Genomic DNA, 16843 nt, shown 5'->3' with positions numbered 1-16843 from the left:
CACCAGCATCGAGGAAGGCCCGCCTCATGCGGCGGAGCGACCCAGAGTGGGGAATTTCGATGAGCAGAACCGAGGAATTTCAGTGAGCGCCGTCACGGGATCGACCTCAAACGAGTGGAGCTTGCCCCGTGGGACGCTCGTCTCTCTGCCCGTGCGCGCACTCGCGAGGGTGCGGCTGAGCTACTCCGCCTTCTCGTCGGTGAGATGGAACGCAGGTACGAGTGGATGGAGGCTCAGGGTTACGCGAAGATCACGCCCGAGGTTGCTGCGGCGACGGGCATCCCTATGATCTCGGTTCCTATTGATGAGTACGCGATGTTGAGTGCCTTCACTCACGCGCAAAGCCCGAAGGAGGACAAAGACCTTCAATCCGAGATGACGCTTTGTACTCGTCGCCTCGTATCGGAGGGCAGAGCCGCAGGTATCAATATGAACATCGCGACACAGAAACCATCCTCAAAGATCCTCGACACGGACTTCCGAGACATGTTTCAGCAAGCTGTCGCCTTCAAGACCCGTACCCCCACGATGACAAACATGATCTTGGGTGAGGGAATGGCGCAGCTTGGTGCTGACTCCCACCTCATCAACACCGACATCCCATCAAAGGGTATTTGCTACTTGGTTTCTGAAGGTTCCGATGTGCCCGTCGAAGCACGCCCCTACTTCCTTCCCGGCGGCAATGACTTGAAGGCTCTCGTTCAAACCGTGGCCCATCTACGACAAGAGCTGCCATTCCTTGGCGACTTCAACGAGAGGTTTGGTGTTTCCTCAGGTGCCGCCCGCCCAAGTGTTGACGAGGCTAGCGAAGCGCAATTGTCCTCCGAGGATGCGGATGCTGAAGCGGTGCGTCTAGCTCTTGAGAACTTGAGTTGAGTTTCTCGCCGTAGTTTTGTCCGCCTTGCCGATACTTATAGTAAGTACGTTATGCGTGCCTGACATGGAAGTCTATTCTGTGCCTCCTTCTGACGGTAAGTATGTTGGGGAACATTGAAAACTACCGTCAACCCGACCGAGGGGGAAGAGCGAAACACTACTCTTCCCCCTCAGGCATTTGCGCTTGCCGGTCAACGAAAACCCCGCGACAATACGCAAACAGCCGTTTTGTGGGATCAGACGATATCTATAAGAGAACCCCAACAACGAAGGAACAGACCAATGATTAAGAAGCTCACCCTCGCTACCGCCGCCGTAGCCCTCGCCCTCACTCTCACCGCATGTTCAGACCCGACCCCTGAACCTGCTCCTACGACTCCCGCCCCTGTGGAGACCACAACCGCTGCTCCCGTCGAGACGGTTCCTGAAGCAGAAGAGGTTGTGGTGATCGACGTGGTCGACGGGAACGCCACCCTCCCCAACGGGAAGACCATCACCTGCGATGACCCTGAAAGCCCCTCCGTTGTGGTGAAGGAGGACGGCACCTACGCATGTACGACCGCTGAGCCTGTGGATTGGTAAGAATGGACACAGACTTACCGCGCTACCGCATCAGCCTTCTGCTCCTCGCCCTCATCGGGTTCGTTGCGGGTCTCTTCACAATCGTCCTGAACACACAGCCTGTCCACGCGGCTTCTGAAACGTCGTGCGGGCAGGCTGTGTGCTACGTGGACAGCACTGTGCGAAGCGAAAGCAATTGGGCAGACGAGCCATACACATCATCTACAGGTGAAACCGTCACTCCCGGAACAGGTGGCGGCAGCGCAACACCGAAGTACCTGACGACCTACGTCGGCTGTAGCGCGTGGCACAACCAAAGCACGAAGCGGGTCACCTTCAACTACCCCTATGAGGAGAGCAGCTCACACCGTTGTTGGTTCCCTGACCGGACAATGACTGAAGCTGACACCTGCCCGCCCCACGCAGACCGTGCCTCCAACGGTCGGGTTGATTACTACATCGAGCGCGTCAAAGCGGACGGCTCAACCGTGTGGCTCTACGCCCGCTTCAAGTGCCTGTATCCGACTGACGAGTACGCGCCCATCGCTCGCCTAGACGGAAGAGGAACGGTCTACACGCATGGTCAAGCGTGGTTCTATCAAACCTCCACGTCAGCGAACGCGACGGCGAACACGACCTACGGCAGTAGCGGAACGCTCTCCAACACGAGCGGCTATATCGACCGTGGGGTCGACCTGTCCAACCCTGAGCGCTACATCGGCGCTTGGCAGCCTGCGTTCACCGCTCAGACGCTCACCCGCAACGGTCAGCCTGTCTACGGCTACTACCGCCTTGATTGGCGCTTGGACTACCGCATCTGCGAACGGTGGGTCTACCCCGCTTGGCTTGGCGCTCCCAACAACTACGACTGCTCACAGCGGGGCACTGAGACGATTGCTTCTCCGTACACCTACGCCTGTAACTTCACCCCTCCTCTGACCGCAGGTGTGCGGACTGACGCTCTCTTCGTGCCGAACCTGTGTAACCCGCAATGGGCGTGCTCAGTGACCGATGACTACCGTGTGGGCGACCAAGCATCCCGCGTGGTCGTGCTGCGAAACGGTGAACCTGTGCCTGTTCAAATCCCACAGCCGTCAGCCGGTGGAGCAGGTATCAGCAATCCTCGCTCATGGCAGGTTCAGCACACCATCACTCCCGGCTCCACTCCCGCCGAGGTCTACGCTCGCGGCTCTTGGGAGTGGGACAAGTGGGGCACCTACTCACGCAGCGGCACGATCTCGTTCAATTGGGCAAGCGAGGACAGCAGCAAGCCCTTCAGTTGGACATCGCGCTATCGGTTCACCGCAGACTTCTACCTGCCGGTTCAGCATGGCAACAGTTGGCAGATGGAGTGGGTGCTAGGCAACGCCACCTGTCCCCAACAGTCCACATCGCCCGAGGTCGAGGTTGTGCGCTCCGTGAACCGCTGACCTCTCGCGTTCTCGAACTTTCTGCGGATGCCGATATAGAAGGCAGAAAGTCCCTTAGGAGGTCCTTGTGATACTTAACAACAACCACGCAACCACACAACTACGCGCCACTCTAAAACCAATCAAGAAGGCGATACCCACGTTCTTCAAGACGAGCGTGATCGATGAAGCAGGTAGATGGTTCATCCCTACTCACAAGATTGTGATGCGCGTCACTGACGAATTCCCAACCTACGGGGATGAGGATCTCACTGCCGAGGAAGAACTAAAGGAAGCGATGCTGCGCAACCCCTACGTGACCATCTCCTTCACAAACTTATCCCGCGTTGCTCCCGAGACAGTGAACGCCGACACGCTAAGTGAGTTCATTACTTACCTCTACGAGAATGGCTTCGTTCCTCACGATGTCGAGGTCGCTCTTTCGCCATACAACTTCAGTCTGAACGTTGTTGTCGTGTTTGACGTCGAGGTCTACGGAGAGGAACCACAACCGCAGGCGGAAACTCCTTCAATCAAGCCCCCTCGCCGGATCAACCCGTTGGACTACCTGACTAGCTGACCACATCCATAGACGAACCCCACCTGACTTCTCAGGTGGGGTTCCTTGTTGTTCTCATCAACTCTCTGTCTGTTTCGGACACGACTTCTCAGAATTTTGCCGATAACAATATCGAGCACTTCACAACCCCAACAGGAAGGACGCTCATCACCCTCAAGGAGTCGCAGAATGGAAACCACCCTCACCTCACCCACACGAGCAGCCAATGAAAGGCAACAGGCACGGCAGGACGCCTTTCACTTACATAGTGTGTTCAACCGCATCTCGTCCTCCCCTTCAGGAGCGAACTGCGACCGGTCACGCCGTGCGGGTGACGGTGGGGTGGAACTCCGCAAGACTTACTCTGACAAGGGCGTCAGAGCGTCGTGGACGAAACAGAAATGCGGGTCACGGTTCTGTCCCCGTTGCTCCCCCATCCGCTCGTACCAAGACCGCAGACGCTTGGCTATCGCAGTGGACGAGCACACTCGCGCGGGCGGCACCACCTTGTTCCTCACCTTCACAGCGAAGACCCGTCAGTCGTTTACTCCCTCCTTCTCCGATGCCGAGTATGCGTTCCGTCGTGACACCGAGGCGTTCAAAGCGTTCCGTGAGATGGACACCGGCTTACCTCGCTCAGGCGCGAAAGCACGCCTGAAGGCGGCTGCTGAGCAGTACGGGGTTGACCGTTCCATCCCTTCTCACGCTCACGAAGAGTGGGAGCTAAACCGTAGGCTCAACGACTTCCGCACTGTGTTGTCCCGCACTGTCTTCAACCAAAGACAGTGGAAGTTGGACACACGCATGTACGGCATAAAGGGGCGCGTGGATGTTGTCGAGCTAGTTCCGCGACCTCGCGTGCGCGCTGACGGTTCCCACGATTGGAACCGAGTCACTCACAATCTTCACTTTCACGTCGCAGTGTTCGTTCGCGGGTCTCTTGATAAAGCTGACCGAGACTTCTTTACGAAGGCTCTCGTCGGTCGTTGGACAGCCGGTATCAGCCGCAGAGGCTACAAGGCTACAAAGAAGGCGCAAGACGCTCAGTGGGTTGCTGCGCGGGATGTGCGCCGGGTCATGAACTACATCACGAAGTTCAGTGATGAGGTTGTGTTCGGAAAGTCCAAGGATCCGACCACACTGACCGTGTGGGATGCGCTCCGCGACGCTGACGGTGGGCGTGTAGATGAGGATGGGTTCCTTATCCCCGCTGACCCTGCCGCTCGCCAATGGTTCCGTCAGGTTGAGCGAGTGTTCCAAGGTCGACGCATGATGAACACCTCCATCGGGTTCTTCAAGAAGATGGGCGTTGCCGACCGCATCGCTGAGCAGGAAGCAGAGTGGCGGAAGAACTCCATCACAGAGACCGTGCTGACCTTCAGCGGTGGAACGTGGCTGCTAATCCACGAAGAGAACCCGGAACTGAAGTACGAGCTGCTCAACGCTGCGGAGAATGCCACCGCTGAAGATGTCTACGAGCTTGTGGAAGCGACGGGGTACAACTTCACCCGCCCCACAGCACTCACGCTTGCGGACATCCCTGATGACGAGGAACCGTTCTGAACGTGAGGCGGCGGACGAACCGATATTGAGTGTGACCCCAACCTGAAGGAGCACACCATGAAGAAACGCTACCCGCGACCCAAACGCACAATGCTCGTGTCCAACCACACCACCTCGTTCTATGACCTTTGGGAGGACGGTGGCGACTCACCTCGCGTGAAGCAAGCCGTTCGCCGTCAGTTCAAAGCGAAAGACCGCTCTCGCGTGCGTCAGCACATCAGCGACGAACTCCGCTCCCTCGAAGGCTGAACAACCCCGCTGATACGTTCGGAGGCGTGAGCGAGAAGCAGGACATCCGAGACGCCGGACACAGCGGCACTCCTTCTGCTCGGCTAGCTCGATTGGCTTTCCACGCGTTGTGGGAGGTTCGTTGCCCTGTGGCTCTCAACCCGAATGCTTCCCGCTTGACACTCTTCCACCTCTTGGATGATGTTGAGCCGGTCGTATCTGCCTGTGCCGTGAGCGGGCTGCTGCGTCGGCTGAAGGCTAGTGAGCTTCAGGTTCTTACCGCTGCGAGACCACACAGGCTCGTTCAGTTCCTAGACGGGTGTGAGACGGCGGTTCCGAAAGGCATGGCGACCCCGAGCGGCCTGATCGTTTCTGATGGTGAATTCAACCACTTGCGAGCCGCGCTCGGTCATCCCCCGACGACAACAACGGATTGGATGGAGCGCACGCTTGAGGTGAGCTTCATGCGTCCGTGAGGACACCTCAGCGCCGTCGCGTGCGCTTCTTAGCCTGCTCAGCGAACAACCCTGCCAACAACTGCGAGTAGCGGTCGAAGAGCGTCTCCAAGATCCCGACATCCGAAGTGTTCGTGCGGAGGCCGTAGGCGTTCAGGACTGCCTTGTCGAGATCGGCGTGAGCCTTCCTGAGTGCCGTAGGCATCACGGTGCGGTTGTAGAGCGTCGCGAGACTCACATCAGGGAACTGATCCCGCACAGCCAAGACGTGTGCCGCTGCGTCTTCCACAGCCTTCTTGCGCCCCTCGTCCTCGTAGACGGGGAACGGGAAGTTGTTGTAGGTGATCTCGGATGAGATGCGGGGGTCTTCCTTCAGTCGCCCGGAGACCGCTTTGTTCCACACGCTGAACACGCGGCTGCTCATCACGCCGAACGTCTCGTGTGTAGCCCCGAGAACGCAGGAGAGAGCGTCGTTCGGAACATAGTCGGGGGTGAGGAAAGCGAACGGTGTGTAGTCGCGGTCGTGGGACGAGTGCCGCGGCACCCCGAGGAAGTTCTGAGTCGGCTGACGATTGACCTGTTGCCATTCCCAAGCCCGAGCTGCGTCCTTCTGCGTCTGAACCTTCGTGGACGCTTCCCGGTAAGCCTTCACCGCCTCCACGCGGCTCTTCAGCACCGGACTCTGAAGGAGGTCAGACGGGTTGGCGCTCACCATCCACAGACCCCACCGCTCCACGCCGTTGATGAGTTCTTCGCTACCCACCACACGGCGCAGATACTTCGCCGCTATGGGGTCGGTATCACGGATGTGAGCGGCGTCTTCTGCGCTGATCTTAGAGAGCAGGTTGTTGTCCACAGGCTTGTTGCCGTTGGTCATCAGCGGTGTGCCCGGAACGATGGGCTTGCTTCTACTGCGCACGAGCACGTCAGGTGCGTCCAACAGGTAGGCGTTGATGTTGTTGAGGAGAACGAGTTCGGGTTCGCTGTTGACGGTCTCGTAAGACCACAGCCGCTTCTTCGCCTGCCGCTCTCCGCTCTTCGCCGGGTCGTTCCATTCGATGCCGACGATGATGACGTGAACGCTCGCCTCTTGCCCTCCGGCGTTCCTCCATCGGAACTGACGGTGAGCGAAGCTGATGCCGATACCGAGCGGGTAGAGCTTGTCCCACAGCACAGGCGGCTGCTGACCCTGCGTGATGCTCTTCGTGGAGACGAACGCTGCGACAGCCTTCGTGCCTCTGATCTTCTTCCCGGCGATCAGGAACCACGACGCTACATAGTCAAGGTTCCCGGCACCCGGCGTCCTGCCCCACAGTTCCACGACATCTTTGCGCTGCTCGCTGTTGATGTCAGAGTGACCCACGAAGGGCGGGTTGCCCATGATCACCGTGTTGTCGCCCATCGGGCAGACTTCAGCCCAATCAACGCGCAGAGCGTTTCCCCTGACGATCTTGGCGCTCTCCTTGAGCGGGAAGCGGTTCGGGGAGGAACCCAAGACCTCATCCATCGCAAGGTTTGCTTGCCGGTCAGCGAGATACATCGCCACGGTCGCGATCTGCGAGGACCATTCCTCATACTCAATGCCGTGGAACTGAGTCAGCTTCACGACCACACCTGCGTCTGAGGCGTTCGCGATCTCCAAGCCCACCTGACCCTGCGTGCCTTCCAACTCCTGAATGCGAGCGAGGATCTTCAGTTCGATGTCACGGAGACGCTTGTAGGCGACGATGAGGAAGTTGCCCGAGCCACAAGCCGGGTCAAGGTAATTCCGTTCTCCGAGGCTTCTCCGAAGATCACGAAGCTCTTTCGGACTCAGCCATGCTTTGCGGAGCCGTTCCAAGTAGTCGTCAAGGAACAGCGGGCGGATGAGCTTGAGGATGTTCGCTTCCGAGGTGTAGTGCTCACCGAGTTCACGGCGGTCATCTTTGCTCTTCACCGTTTGGAACATCGCGCCGAACACGGCAGGGCTGATTTCCGACCAATCGTAGGCACACGCTCTCAGCAGAGCCGTTCGCATCTCAGGCGTGAAGCTGAAGAACGGGAGGTCGTCCTTGCTGTCGAACAGCCCGCCGTTCACGTAGGGGAAGGCGAGCAGCTCGGCGGGTGTTGCGGGCGGACGGTTCTCGTGCCCGAGGACGTAGAACAGCTGCTGAAGGGTGGCTCCGAGGTCACTACCGTCGCCCTTGGTCGCCTCCACAACTTCTTGGAAGCGTCCCTTCTTCTTCCACATGTCGGTGTCGTCACCGAACAGCAGGAAGAGGATACGGACGAGGAACACCGATACGTCGTGACCGGTGTATCCCGCCGCCTCGAACGTCTCGTAGAGGTCGCCCATCAGGTTCGCTGCTTTACGGTCAGCGACGACCTCGTTGATGGTGGCCTTCTTGGAGTAGTTGGTGAAGACCGCGTCGACGCGCGGGAGTTGCTGCGGCAGTTCAGACAGGTGGAACTCGTAGGCGGTGTTCTGCCACACGTCCACGATGCGGATGTGTGCGAAGTCGCTGACGATGAGGAACGGAGGACGTTCAGCGATGGGGAGCGAGACGAGGTAGTCGCGTGCTTGTTTCTCGGCGTTGTCGAGGCTCTTGCCTGCGGACTTGTGCTCGATGAGGACAACCCCGCCCCACAGCACGTCGATGAACTGAATGGTCTTCGTCGCGACGCTGCGCACCGGGTGCTCGAACTCGATGCCTGCTACGAGGAGGTCTTCCACTCCGATGACCGCGTGGAAGAAGTCAGACCAAAAGGATTGGGCGTACTGCTTCTCGTTCTTGACGGCCGCCCACTTGGTGGCGAACTGCTTCGCCGCCTTGCGTCGTGCCGATGCGTCCTCAGTCATCACACGGATCAGGTTATCGGCTCGGTTCGACTCTGCCGGGAGGTGGCTCCTCAGCCTGTCACGACCACACGGTGCCGCCTGTTCCGCAGATTCATGGCGTCCATCACCCGCACTTCCCGGCGTATACGCCAATGTCGGAGGCGGGTGTCATAGTTGAAACATCACCGCTTCCCCGGTTGATGCCATATCTGAAAAGTTCTCCGATCCCGCACCCGATAGAGGGTGTGAGGTCTATAAGGAGAACAAAAATGGCAAATTGGTGTTTCAACTCACTTTCAATCGCGGGTCCCTCTGACATCCTGAGGAACGCTCACAAGCGATTCAGCGAAGCGGCAATGATTGGTGGTGCTGACGGGTGGGCTTCCGTCGTGTACGACATGGCCGACGAAGCGAGGCTCTGTCATGCCGATGAGGTGGACAGATACCCCTTCAACACGGTGATGAACTACGAAGCCAACCACGACGGTCAAGCGACGCTTGAGATGACATATGACACCAAGTGGTGGCTAGACCCGCTCTTCATGACGGTGCTGAGCGCTGTGTTCTCTTCGTGCTCGGTTGAGCTTTACGCCGAGGAGTTCAGCAGCGAGGGCGCGGTGCGTTACTCGTGGCGTAACGGCGAGTTGGTCTCCTCCGAGGAGTCCGTTGAGAACGTTCACTCTTCATGTGACAGCGATTGGAATGACGCTGTGCTGTGGGATGACGGACGGTGGGAAGTGGACTATATCGAAACTCCACCGCATGAGGTATTCCAACTCTTCGTTTCAAGTGAAGATGAGAATATTCGGGAGTATGCGGCAAGCAACCCACACACGCCCGTTGAGTTGCTGATTGGGCTTCTGACTGACGAGGAATCTCAGGTCGTTGAGGCTGCTTGGGAGAATCCGGCAGTTACTGACGATGTTGTGGAGGCTGCTGTCCGGGAGAAACACTCACTCCCTGAGTCATTTGACCTCTCAGGCTTCCCTCGTGAGTCCTTAGCGACGTATCTCATGGACGACACGAAGAAGCTGTCACGCTGATGAGATGTATGTCCCCTTACGCTTTGCCTGAGTAGTGAGGGGACATACATTTTCGTTCCCCCGGACAACCTCTTCATTTCGAGATACGCTTCGAACTTCAGTAAACACGGAGGTTGCTCTTGGACTACGCAGAAGCCGTGAAGCTTGTCGCTGCGGATCAGAACGAGGGCGTGTTTGAGGGTGAGGAACCCTTCACCGAGGAGACGGCTGTGGCGCATGTCCGCAACACGATCTCCATTGAGGGTGGCGTGCTTGGCGCAGTTGCCCTCGTTGACTATGGCGACCGTCTCACCGAGGCCTACCGCATCGTCCTCACAGCTGAGTTGTGAGCACCTATCCCTCCTGTTGAGGTGCGGCAAGATGGAGGTGTGAGCACAGAGGTTCGTGTCGGCTACGTGATGGAGGACGGTTCCTTCCACGACCTAACCGTGGAGCCTGATCTGAACGGTGGGCACATTGAGGTATTCACGAAACTACTCGGGAGCCGAGGCGTCACCATCTTGCCCGCGTCGGGGCGGTGGAAGATCGCTGTGGCGGCTGATGCGGCTCTGTTCGGTGAGTTAGACGCCAACCCCGTGCTGACGCAGCTTGCCGCGACGTTCGGCTACCGCCCGGATGACAACAACACCCGTGTCGGATCTTTGGCGGGACGTGCGGTGTTCTACACGGTTGATCGGGACAGCGGAGAACTGACCTCCCTCACCGCCACGAAGGCACGTCTGCTTGAGGAAGCGTGGTCGTCGGCCTTCAGGAGCACCCAATGACCCTCAAGCCGCGAGACGGTCTGCTTTCTCAACGTCCCATCGTTCTCGTGCGGCGAGCTGTCGCTTAAAGACCTCGCGGAGGTCGGGGAACGCTTGACTCATCGCCTTCAGCACGCGCCGCCTCAGCAGGATGTAGCTCTCTAGCGGGTCGCCGGGCTGCTGATCGAGCTTCTCAACCAATTGGTCGTAGTTGGTGTAGCGATGACGGATGTAGTTGGTGAGTATGCGTTCGAGGTCTGCTGCGGGGAGTTGTGAAACCGTGAACCCTTCTACGCTGAGTCCGTTCTGAGTCCTGTGGTCTATGACACTCCTCATAGCCTCCTGAACGAGGATCACCACCGACTGCTCTTCGCCACCCACGTAGATCGGAGCCTTGGTCGCAATCCACTGACGACGTAACCAACGCTTCCGGCGCTGCTCCGCTCTAGATACCCATTTTCTCCATGCGTCGGATTGCTCTACAGCTTGGATGCGTTCCTCAGCAAAGAGGTGGGTCATCGGACCGCCAACGTTATCCTCCCGCAGGTGCGTGACTATATCCGGTTTCCCGAGGAAAATCTTGATACCCGTATCAGTCCAATCGGGCCTTTGCCTGAGCATGCGCAGACTGATCATCCCGGGTGGTTGCTTCTTGTGAGAGTTGGTCATGATGTCTCCTTCACCTGTTCCCGTAAATATCGGCAACTCAGACGAAAGAGACGGACTTAGAGAACCTCACTTCCCTCAAGATCGTTCTCTAAGTCCCAATGTCGGAGGTTCGTGTCATAGTAGAAACATCACCAAGCAGCCCCGGTGAGTAGCAACTGAATATTCCTTGATCCCGTGCCCGCAAGGGTTACGAGGTATAGATAAGGAATATCAAATGGCAAACTACTGCTACAACCACATCACCATCTCCGGGCCGACCGAGACTGTTGAGGCTATCCATCAGGCGATGCTCAACGTTCCGGCGAAGACCGCTGAGCAGATTGCTGCGGGGTGGTCTGACTCTTGGAACTTGTCCCTCATTGAGTTGGTGAACGCTCGGCACGACGATGAGTGTGACGTTGAAGGTCACCCCACTCTCGATGGTCTCGATGAGGTTCACCCGTTCGACAGTGAGCTTTCTCTCTCACAGGCGGGTTCGACGTCCACTATTCACATTGAGTGCCACACAAAGTGGAACCCGTTCCATGACCTGTTTGAGGCGTTGGCGTGTTTCTACCCGGCACTCACCATCGAAGTGTGGGGAGAAGAGTTCGGTTCAGCGGGCGCGTGGCGCTTCCGGTGGGTTGATGGGGAGCACACCGAGTGCGACAACGCCGAGCTTCTCAACGCTCGCCCCGCACCCGGAGGGAAAGACGGCTACATGCTTGTTCTGCGTTGGGAGAACTCGGGTGTCATCGAGCGTCGATACGTGGATGAACCGAAGTCTGAGATGCTTCGTGTTCGTCTTCTCGGGGTCGCCCCCGGTGAGTTTGACCCGGAAGGCTTCTTGATTGTTAGCCTAGATGAAGCGGGTAGCAGTTCCATTTCCTACCGTCGCTGAGCGTCATCGTGGGTGTGTCCTTCCGCATCCGCGAAGAGGACACACCCACAATGACTCACTCTCAGGCACGGAGCACCCCACCCACGCAGCCGAAACCTATTCTGCTGTCGTGAACACAGGCTTTCCTCGCTCGTTGAACGTCAGGTGGTAGAGGTCGCTCCACTCCTGAACCTTCCACATAGCGCCTTCCTCCCGATGGTTTTTGAGGAGTGCGCCACTCCTGTCAATGATGTGGAGAGCAAGCAACCGCACAATCATTCGCGTGATGATGCTGATGAGGTGCGACACCGGGGCGTCGGGGAACTCGCCCCGGTCGAAATGCTTGATGTCGTTGTAGGTGTTGGCAACCGCCTTCGCGAGAGACACGTAGTCAGCGGCTATCGTTCCCCACTTCACCTCAAGGAGGTGGAGGCAGCGGTACACGTTGGTGGAGGTCGTTGTCCCGCCGTATTGGTTGTATGTCGGCTCTTCACCGTCCCGTCTGCCGATGAGCTGCCCTGCGGCTTCAATGCTCATCGAGGTGGAGATGATCAAGTCCTCTGTGAACGCACCCTGCCTGCCAAGAACACCGACAGCCGGGAGGATGAAGCGTCTCCACGGCTCGTATTGCTCAGCCCAAGTGGTCAGCCCTGCCTCCCCGATCTCGGGCAGACGCGCGAGCAGCTCGTCAAAGTCGTTTCGCTTGGGTCTCGGCTGCTCATACTCGCGCACCGTGTGCCTACTGATGAGGTCCTCTCGTGGCCGAGACAGGATGGTGTTCCCCAAGGAGCGCATCACGATCATCTCGTCAGCCACCTGATGACGCCGGAAGTGGACAGGACGCCCCGCGAGGAGAGTGACGAGGCTCACGATCTTGCGTTGCTCGGCTAGGTGATCGGTGAACGGTCGCGGGGTTGGAAACGAGGAAGTCAGCACCACGCTTTCAGCGATGCTCAGACCACCATGCGGGTCTTCTTCCGGGTGGTCGGTCTTCCACTGCGTGACGAGCTTCATCGTGGCTTCGCCCTGTTGCCACGTCGCCTCACCACCTGACCGCACCCGGACGATAAGACCTTGCGCAAGTCCCTCTTCGTCCCTCTCGGCTTCAGTGTCTATGCCGTAGAACCTTGTCCATTCACGCAGCCCGTCAATCTCGCTCCGTGCTTCACGCACCTTGAACTTCTCATCGAGCGGCGCTTCATACCGCCCCAATAGCGTCTCGGACGGGCGTAACTGTCCCAATGAGACACCTGACCTGACTGAGGTTCCTTGCCACCGGATGCCGTAGAGACCCACAATGCCGCTCGGGGTTTCGAGGATCAGGTTCTCCGGCGGTGTCTGCTTCTGAAACCACTCATCAACGTGAGTGAACTGCCCGGTTTGGTCGTAATGGATGTATGGCACTTCCACGACGACACCTCTGCCGTGGTCCATTCGCAACGTCGCGCCTGTGTAGGGGGTGCCGTCCGCTCCGTCGAACAACAACCCCGCGACTGATTGACCGAACTTGAGCACGATAGACATACCCGCAGTGTACGAGCAGGCTCAGTCAGGGCTTTCGGTCTCCTGCTCCCCATCCGCGCCCTCAGGCTTGACCGTCGCGGGGAACTGATCCTTGAAAGCTTCCGCGAACGGCACCCACCCTTCACCGAACTCCTGATCCATGTCCGGGGGTTCCGGGATCTTGCCGTTCTCGTCATACTCCGCCACGAACACCTGCGTCTTCACGGCAATCTCAGTCTCAGTAACCACGACATCTTCGTCAAAGACGCCGCCGAGGTCCGGGAGCATCCCATCAGCGTTCAACCGTTCAGTGATGGTCAGCGTCACCATCGCTAGCATCATCAGCCGAACAACGACCGGCACAGCGGCGCGGTAGCGCTCTTCCACACCGAACGCCTTCCCCTCTTCCCGTCGCTCAGTGTCCGCGTGAACCACATCGCCGTAGATCCACGAGAACGCGAGCGCGTTGTCGCTGATGCGTGTCTCAGGCTCACCGTTCTTCTGAACCCGCACCTCGTAGAAGCCGAGGCTTTTCCCCTTCGGGTTGGTCTTCGCCCACTGCCGCTTCATCTCCCGTATCGACTCAAGCCCGGTCGCGGAGAGACCCGCCTTCTGAGCGAAGTAGAGGAGCGCGTTCATCACCTTCGCGTGGTAGGTGTCCTCCGTGTTGAGGATCAGCGGTCGCACCCGAGCAGCGGCGCTCTCAACCTGCTCTTCGGGAGGGACCTTCATCGTTACTCGCATGTCCCCTGTCTCAGGGGTGAAGTGAATGGTCATCTTCGGGTTCTGAAGCTCCATCAGCAGCTTGGCGTCCTGCGCGAGGGAGTGTGCTCTGATGCGCCGCGCACGAAGAACGAACGACTTGAGCGCGTTCAGATGCCGCTCTTCATGATCTGCCATACGAACGATTTTATGGATTGGGCGGATCTCCCTGCGCCTGATTGAAGGGCTAGAGAGGCTTTCCTACGACGCGGTTCTCGATAGCCTCAATCTTCCACATCAGGACTTCATCGACGTTGAGGTTTGAGAGATAGAACGCCTGCGCTTCTTCTGAGAGGTAGTTGAAGGCATTGTCGATTACCTTCTCGGGCGTCGATGCCCCGTCAGCCTGAGCACGCTCCATTGCTTGCTCATACTCATCAACAAACTGTTCGGTAGTCATAGTCACGGGGGACCTCCAAGTGGTGGGATGCCAACGATATCGGCACTTAGAGAACGAAGTTGAGAGAAGAGAGATTCTCTGAGTTTGAAATGTCCGGCCTTGCCGCGATAGTACCCATCGTCGGAAGGACGCAGACGATGGAACTCCTCACCACCACCCCGGTTGCCACGCCAAACCGTGACAGCATCCTCACCACCATTCGTGATGAGAACGCCACGAGCACGCAGAAGGCTTACGCGCAGGCGATGAAGTCTCTGTTCGCCTACTACGAGCGGCAGGGATGGGAGTTCTACCCGTCAGCCCCCGACAGCACAGGCGTGTTCGTGGAGCGCGTTCTGTCCTACCTTCGTCACCTTGCTGACGAAGGCCGCTCCCTCTCCACCATCAACAAGACTCTCGCCGCTGTGAAGAGCCACGTCACCTATGAGAACCCGACCTACTACGCCGCTCTTCAGACGAAGTTGGTCAAGGCGTTCATGGAAGGTCTGACCCGACAGCTGCGCGACCACACTCCCCGTAAGGCTCAGGCGTTCACCGTGGCGGACCTCAAGCTCATCCATAAGCACCTCAGCAAGAAGCACACCCCCCGTGCGGTTCGTGACCGTGCTCTCATCGCTCTAGGTATCGCCACAGCGCTCCGCTCCTCCAACATCGGGACGCTCACCCTCTCCGACATCACTCCCGCGCTCACCATTGACGGGCTGAACGTGCGGGTGCGGTTCTCCAAGACCGATCAGCACGGAAAGGGACACACGGTTCCGGTCGCACGAGCCGCTGACCGCCTGCTTGACCCTGTGCGCGCCGTGAATGAGTGGGTGGGCGTTCTTGCCTCTTACGGCTTCACACGAGAGAGCGCCCCTGACTTTCCGCTGTTCCCTGCGGTTCGTGGTCAGCGGGGAGTTCAGCCGACGCCGATGCTTCACCCGAACATCGCTATCACTGAGCTGCTTCGCTCCGTAGTGGCGGCTTCAGGTGTGAGCACGTCCACAGATGTTTACTCGTCCCACTCGCTGCGAGCCACGTTCATCACGCTCTCCAACCAAGCGAACGTGAGCGAGAAGGACATCGCCGCCGTGAGTGGTCACCGCGACATGAACACGCTCCGCTCCTACGACCGCACCACAGTTGAGCGCGCTGCTCAGGCTGACTACCTCAACGCCTGAACCCTTCGGACGCGTCCCCTCCCACTTCTCATCTAATAGCGGGAGGGGACGCGTTTTCTCGTTCTTTCGGGAACGTTTGATAACAGATGACTATGAAAGAACGAGTTTCGGGAACATCGACTCGAACTCCGCAGAAGTGCCGATTGTATTAGTGGCTCTCAAAGCCCTAATCCTCAGGAGGCACACATGCTAAACAAACTACAAGAACTTCGTAACACCGGCTCAGAAGAAGGGTTCACCCTCATCGAACTGATGATCGTCGTAGTCATCATCGGGATCTTAGCCGCAATCGCAATCCCAATCTTCATGAACCAACAGAAAGGTGCTATCACCGCAGGCGTGAAGAGTGACGTGAAGAACGCCAACACTCAACTCGCAACACTGTTAGTGAAGAAACCAACCGCAACTGACATCTCATCCACTCAAACAGCCGCAGGTGCTGACGTGACCCTATCCGTTCAAAACGGTGCTGCTGACACTGCTGCGACTGTGGATATCAAAGTATCCGACGCGAACACCACGCTAACCGCTAGCGGTTCATGGGATGACTACACCATCGTTGGAACCAACGAGAACGGTGACCCAACAACCATCACTTACACAAGTGAGACAGGAAAAATCACTGAAAGCTGATCCCACTCGCTCTCTCCGATGAACGCCCCCGAGAACCATCTTCGGGGGCGTTCCCTGTTTCCACTCAAAGTTCGCTCGGATGCCGATATTAAGGGTGTCCCCCAACATCAAGGAGCAGAACTATGACAAACCTCTTACATAAGTTGAGCACCCGCAAGACGCCTCAGCCAAGTAGCAACGAAGAAGGCTTCGACCTCATCAGCCTGATGGTGACTCTGACCATCATGATGATTCTCAGCGCAGCTGTCCTACCCATTGTCATCGGCATGACCTACGGAAATCTCAAGAAGCCGGTAGAGAACGATGTTCGTTCCGCTGCCGACGCGGTAGCAACCTACTTCAACCGCAACCCGGCCTCAGGAGACATCGTCCTCGCAACCCCCGCTTGCGAGGGCGGGCAAAAGAACATACAAGGCATCAACATCGTGGTGTCAGCCAACAACAACTGTATTTCAGTGTGGGGGAACGCAACAGACGGTTTCTTCGTGCGAGGCACCAACGTTGCCCTCAAAGGTGAGTACAAGTACTCGTCGATCGAACAGAAGTACACGCGAACAGGAGCGTATCAAACCAAGAAAACCACTCAAGGAGACTAAGAC

The 16843-nt window shown here is 57.9% G+C and carries 19 protein-coding genes; 14 read left to right on the top strand and 5 right to left on the bottom strand.

What is annotated here, in order from left to right; all coding sequences use genetic code 11:
* Window positions 1-204 precede the first annotated feature (204 nt).
* The 7 genes from AB0O65_RS10790 to AB0O65_RS10760 all read left to right on the top strand — a co-directional run bounded on the left by AB0O65_RS10790 (window position 205) and on the right by AB0O65_RS10760 (window position 5672).
* On the top strand, window positions 205-876 hold the full coding sequence (locus AB0O65_RS10790) for a hypothetical protein (RefSeq protein ID WP_363384941.1): 672 nt from the start codon (window positions 205-207) through the stop codon (window positions 874-876).
* Window positions 877-1158: 282 nt separating this feature from the next.
* On the top strand, window positions 1159-1458 hold the full coding sequence (locus tag AB0O65_RS10785) for a hypothetical protein (protein WP_363384938.1): 300 nt from the start codon (window positions 1159-1161) through the stop codon (window positions 1456-1458).
* 2 nt (window positions 1459-1460) lie between these two features.
* Window positions 1461-2867: a hypothetical protein gene (locus AB0O65_RS10780; RefSeq protein ID WP_363384935.1), complete on the top strand. Its 1407-nt coding sequence runs from the start codon at window positions 1461-1463 to the stop codon at window positions 2865-2867.
* 67 nt (window positions 2868-2934) lie between these two features.
* A complete protein-coding gene (locus tag AB0O65_RS10775) occupies window positions 2935-3426 on the top strand; it encodes a hypothetical protein (RefSeq protein ID WP_363384932.1) in 492 nt (163 codons plus the stop codon).
* Window positions 3427-3879: 453 nt separating this feature from the next.
* A complete protein-coding gene (locus AB0O65_RS10770) occupies window positions 3880-4968 on the top strand; it encodes a hypothetical protein (protein ID WP_363384929.1) in 1089 nt (362 codons plus the stop codon).
* A gap of 57 nt (window positions 4969-5025) precedes the next feature.
* The gene (locus tag AB0O65_RS10765; RefSeq protein WP_363384926.1) at window positions 5026-5217 is read left to right on the top strand and encodes a hypothetical protein; all 192 of its coding nucleotides are present in this window, start codon (window positions 5026-5028) and stop codon (window positions 5215-5217) included.
* A 26-nt stretch (window positions 5218-5243) separates the two neighbouring features.
* A complete protein-coding gene (locus AB0O65_RS10760) occupies window positions 5244-5672 on the top strand; it encodes a hypothetical protein (protein ID WP_363384923.1) in 429 nt (142 codons plus the stop codon).
* Window positions 5673-5679: 7 nt separating this feature from the next.
* Here AB0O65_RS10760 and AB0O65_RS10755 read toward each other — a convergent pair whose 3' ends face one another.
* Window positions 5680-8490: a DNA methyltransferase gene (locus AB0O65_RS10755; RefSeq protein ID WP_363384973.1), complete on the bottom strand. Its 2811-nt coding sequence runs from the start codon at window positions 8488-8490 to the stop codon at window positions 5680-5682.
* A 248-nt stretch (window positions 8491-8738) separates the two neighbouring features.
* Here AB0O65_RS10755 and AB0O65_RS10750 point away from each other — a divergent pair, with 248 nt between their 5' ends.
* The 3 genes from AB0O65_RS10750 (at window position 8739) to AB0O65_RS10740 (ending at window position 10276) form a co-directional block, all read left to right on the top strand.
* Window positions 8739-9512, top strand: coding sequence for a hypothetical protein (locus tag AB0O65_RS10750; RefSeq protein ID WP_363384921.1), 774 nt, complete (start codon window positions 8739-8741; stop codon window positions 9510-9512).
* A gap of 119 nt (window positions 9513-9631) precedes the next feature.
* Window positions 9632-9841 carry a hypothetical protein gene (locus AB0O65_RS10745; RefSeq protein WP_363384919.1) on the top strand — a complete coding sequence of 70 codons (210 nt, stop codon included), beginning with the start codon at window positions 9632-9634 and terminating at the stop codon, window positions 9839-9841.
* A gap of 39 nt (window positions 9842-9880) precedes the next feature.
* The gene (locus tag AB0O65_RS10740; protein ID WP_363384916.1) at window positions 9881-10276 is read left to right on the top strand and encodes a hypothetical protein; all 396 of its coding nucleotides are present in this window, start codon (window positions 9881-9883) and stop codon (window positions 10274-10276) included.
* A 3-nt stretch (window positions 10277-10279) separates the two neighbouring features.
* On the opposite strand, the gene AB0O65_RS10735 is transcribed toward AB0O65_RS10740, so the two are convergent.
* Window positions 10280-10924, bottom strand: a complete 645-nt coding sequence (locus tag AB0O65_RS10735; protein ID WP_363384913.1) for a hypothetical protein — start codon at window positions 10922-10924, stop codon at window positions 10280-10282.
* Window positions 10925-11138: 214 nt separating this feature from the next.
* Here AB0O65_RS10735 and AB0O65_RS10730 point away from each other — a divergent pair, with 214 nt between their 5' ends.
* On the top strand, window positions 11139-11804 hold the full coding sequence (locus AB0O65_RS10730; RefSeq protein ID WP_363384910.1) for a hypothetical protein: 666 nt from the start codon (window positions 11139-11141) through the stop codon (window positions 11802-11804).
* Window positions 11805-11900: 96 nt separating this feature from the next.
* Here the strand turns inward: AB0O65_RS10730 and AB0O65_RS10725 are convergent, their stop codons facing one another.
* From AB0O65_RS10725 to AB0O65_RS10715, 3 genes are read right to left on the bottom strand one after another with little or no spacing between them, the layout of a single operon-like run.
* Window positions 11901-13307, bottom strand: a complete 1407-nt coding sequence (locus tag AB0O65_RS10725) for a hypothetical protein (RefSeq protein WP_363384907.1) — start codon at window positions 13305-13307, stop codon at window positions 11901-11903.
* A gap of 21 nt (window positions 13308-13328) precedes the next feature.
* Window positions 13329-14186: a hypothetical protein gene (locus AB0O65_RS10720; protein ID WP_363384904.1), complete on the bottom strand. Its 858-nt coding sequence runs from the start codon at window positions 14184-14186 to the stop codon at window positions 13329-13331.
* A 49-nt stretch (window positions 14187-14235) separates the two neighbouring features.
* A complete protein-coding gene (locus AB0O65_RS10715; RefSeq protein ID WP_363384901.1) occupies window positions 14236-14454 on the bottom strand; it encodes a hypothetical protein in 219 nt (72 codons plus the stop codon).
* A gap of 131 nt (window positions 14455-14585) precedes the next feature.
* Between AB0O65_RS10715 and AB0O65_RS10710 the strand changes: the two genes are divergently transcribed.
* The 3 genes from AB0O65_RS10710 to AB0O65_RS10700 all read left to right on the top strand — a co-directional run bounded on the left by AB0O65_RS10710 (window position 14586) and on the right by AB0O65_RS10700 (window position 16840).
* The gene (locus tag AB0O65_RS10710; protein ID WP_363384898.1) at window positions 14586-15611 is read left to right on the top strand and encodes a tyrosine-type recombinase/integrase; all 1026 of its coding nucleotides are present in this window, start codon (window positions 14586-14588) and stop codon (window positions 15609-15611) included.
* A 186-nt stretch (window positions 15612-15797) separates the two neighbouring features.
* Window positions 15798-16244 (top strand): prepilin-type N-terminal cleavage/methylation domain-containing protein, encoded by a 447-nt coding sequence (locus AB0O65_RS10705; protein WP_363384895.1) that lies wholly within the window; start codon window positions 15798-15800, stop codon window positions 16242-16244.
* Between the two features lie 122 nt (window positions 16245-16366).
* Window positions 16367-16840, top strand: coding sequence for a hypothetical protein (locus tag AB0O65_RS10700; protein WP_363384892.1), 474 nt, complete (start codon window positions 16367-16369; stop codon window positions 16838-16840).
* The last annotated feature ends 3 nt before the right edge of the window (window positions 16841-16843 follow it).

The organism is Microbacterium sp. NPDC077391, assembly GCF_040686955.1.
Taxonomy (GTDB): domain Bacteria; phylum Actinomycetota; class Actinomycetes; order Actinomycetales; family Microbacteriaceae; genus Microbacterium; species Microbacterium commune.
This window is presented reverse-complemented; position numbering and strand designations above follow the sequence as displayed.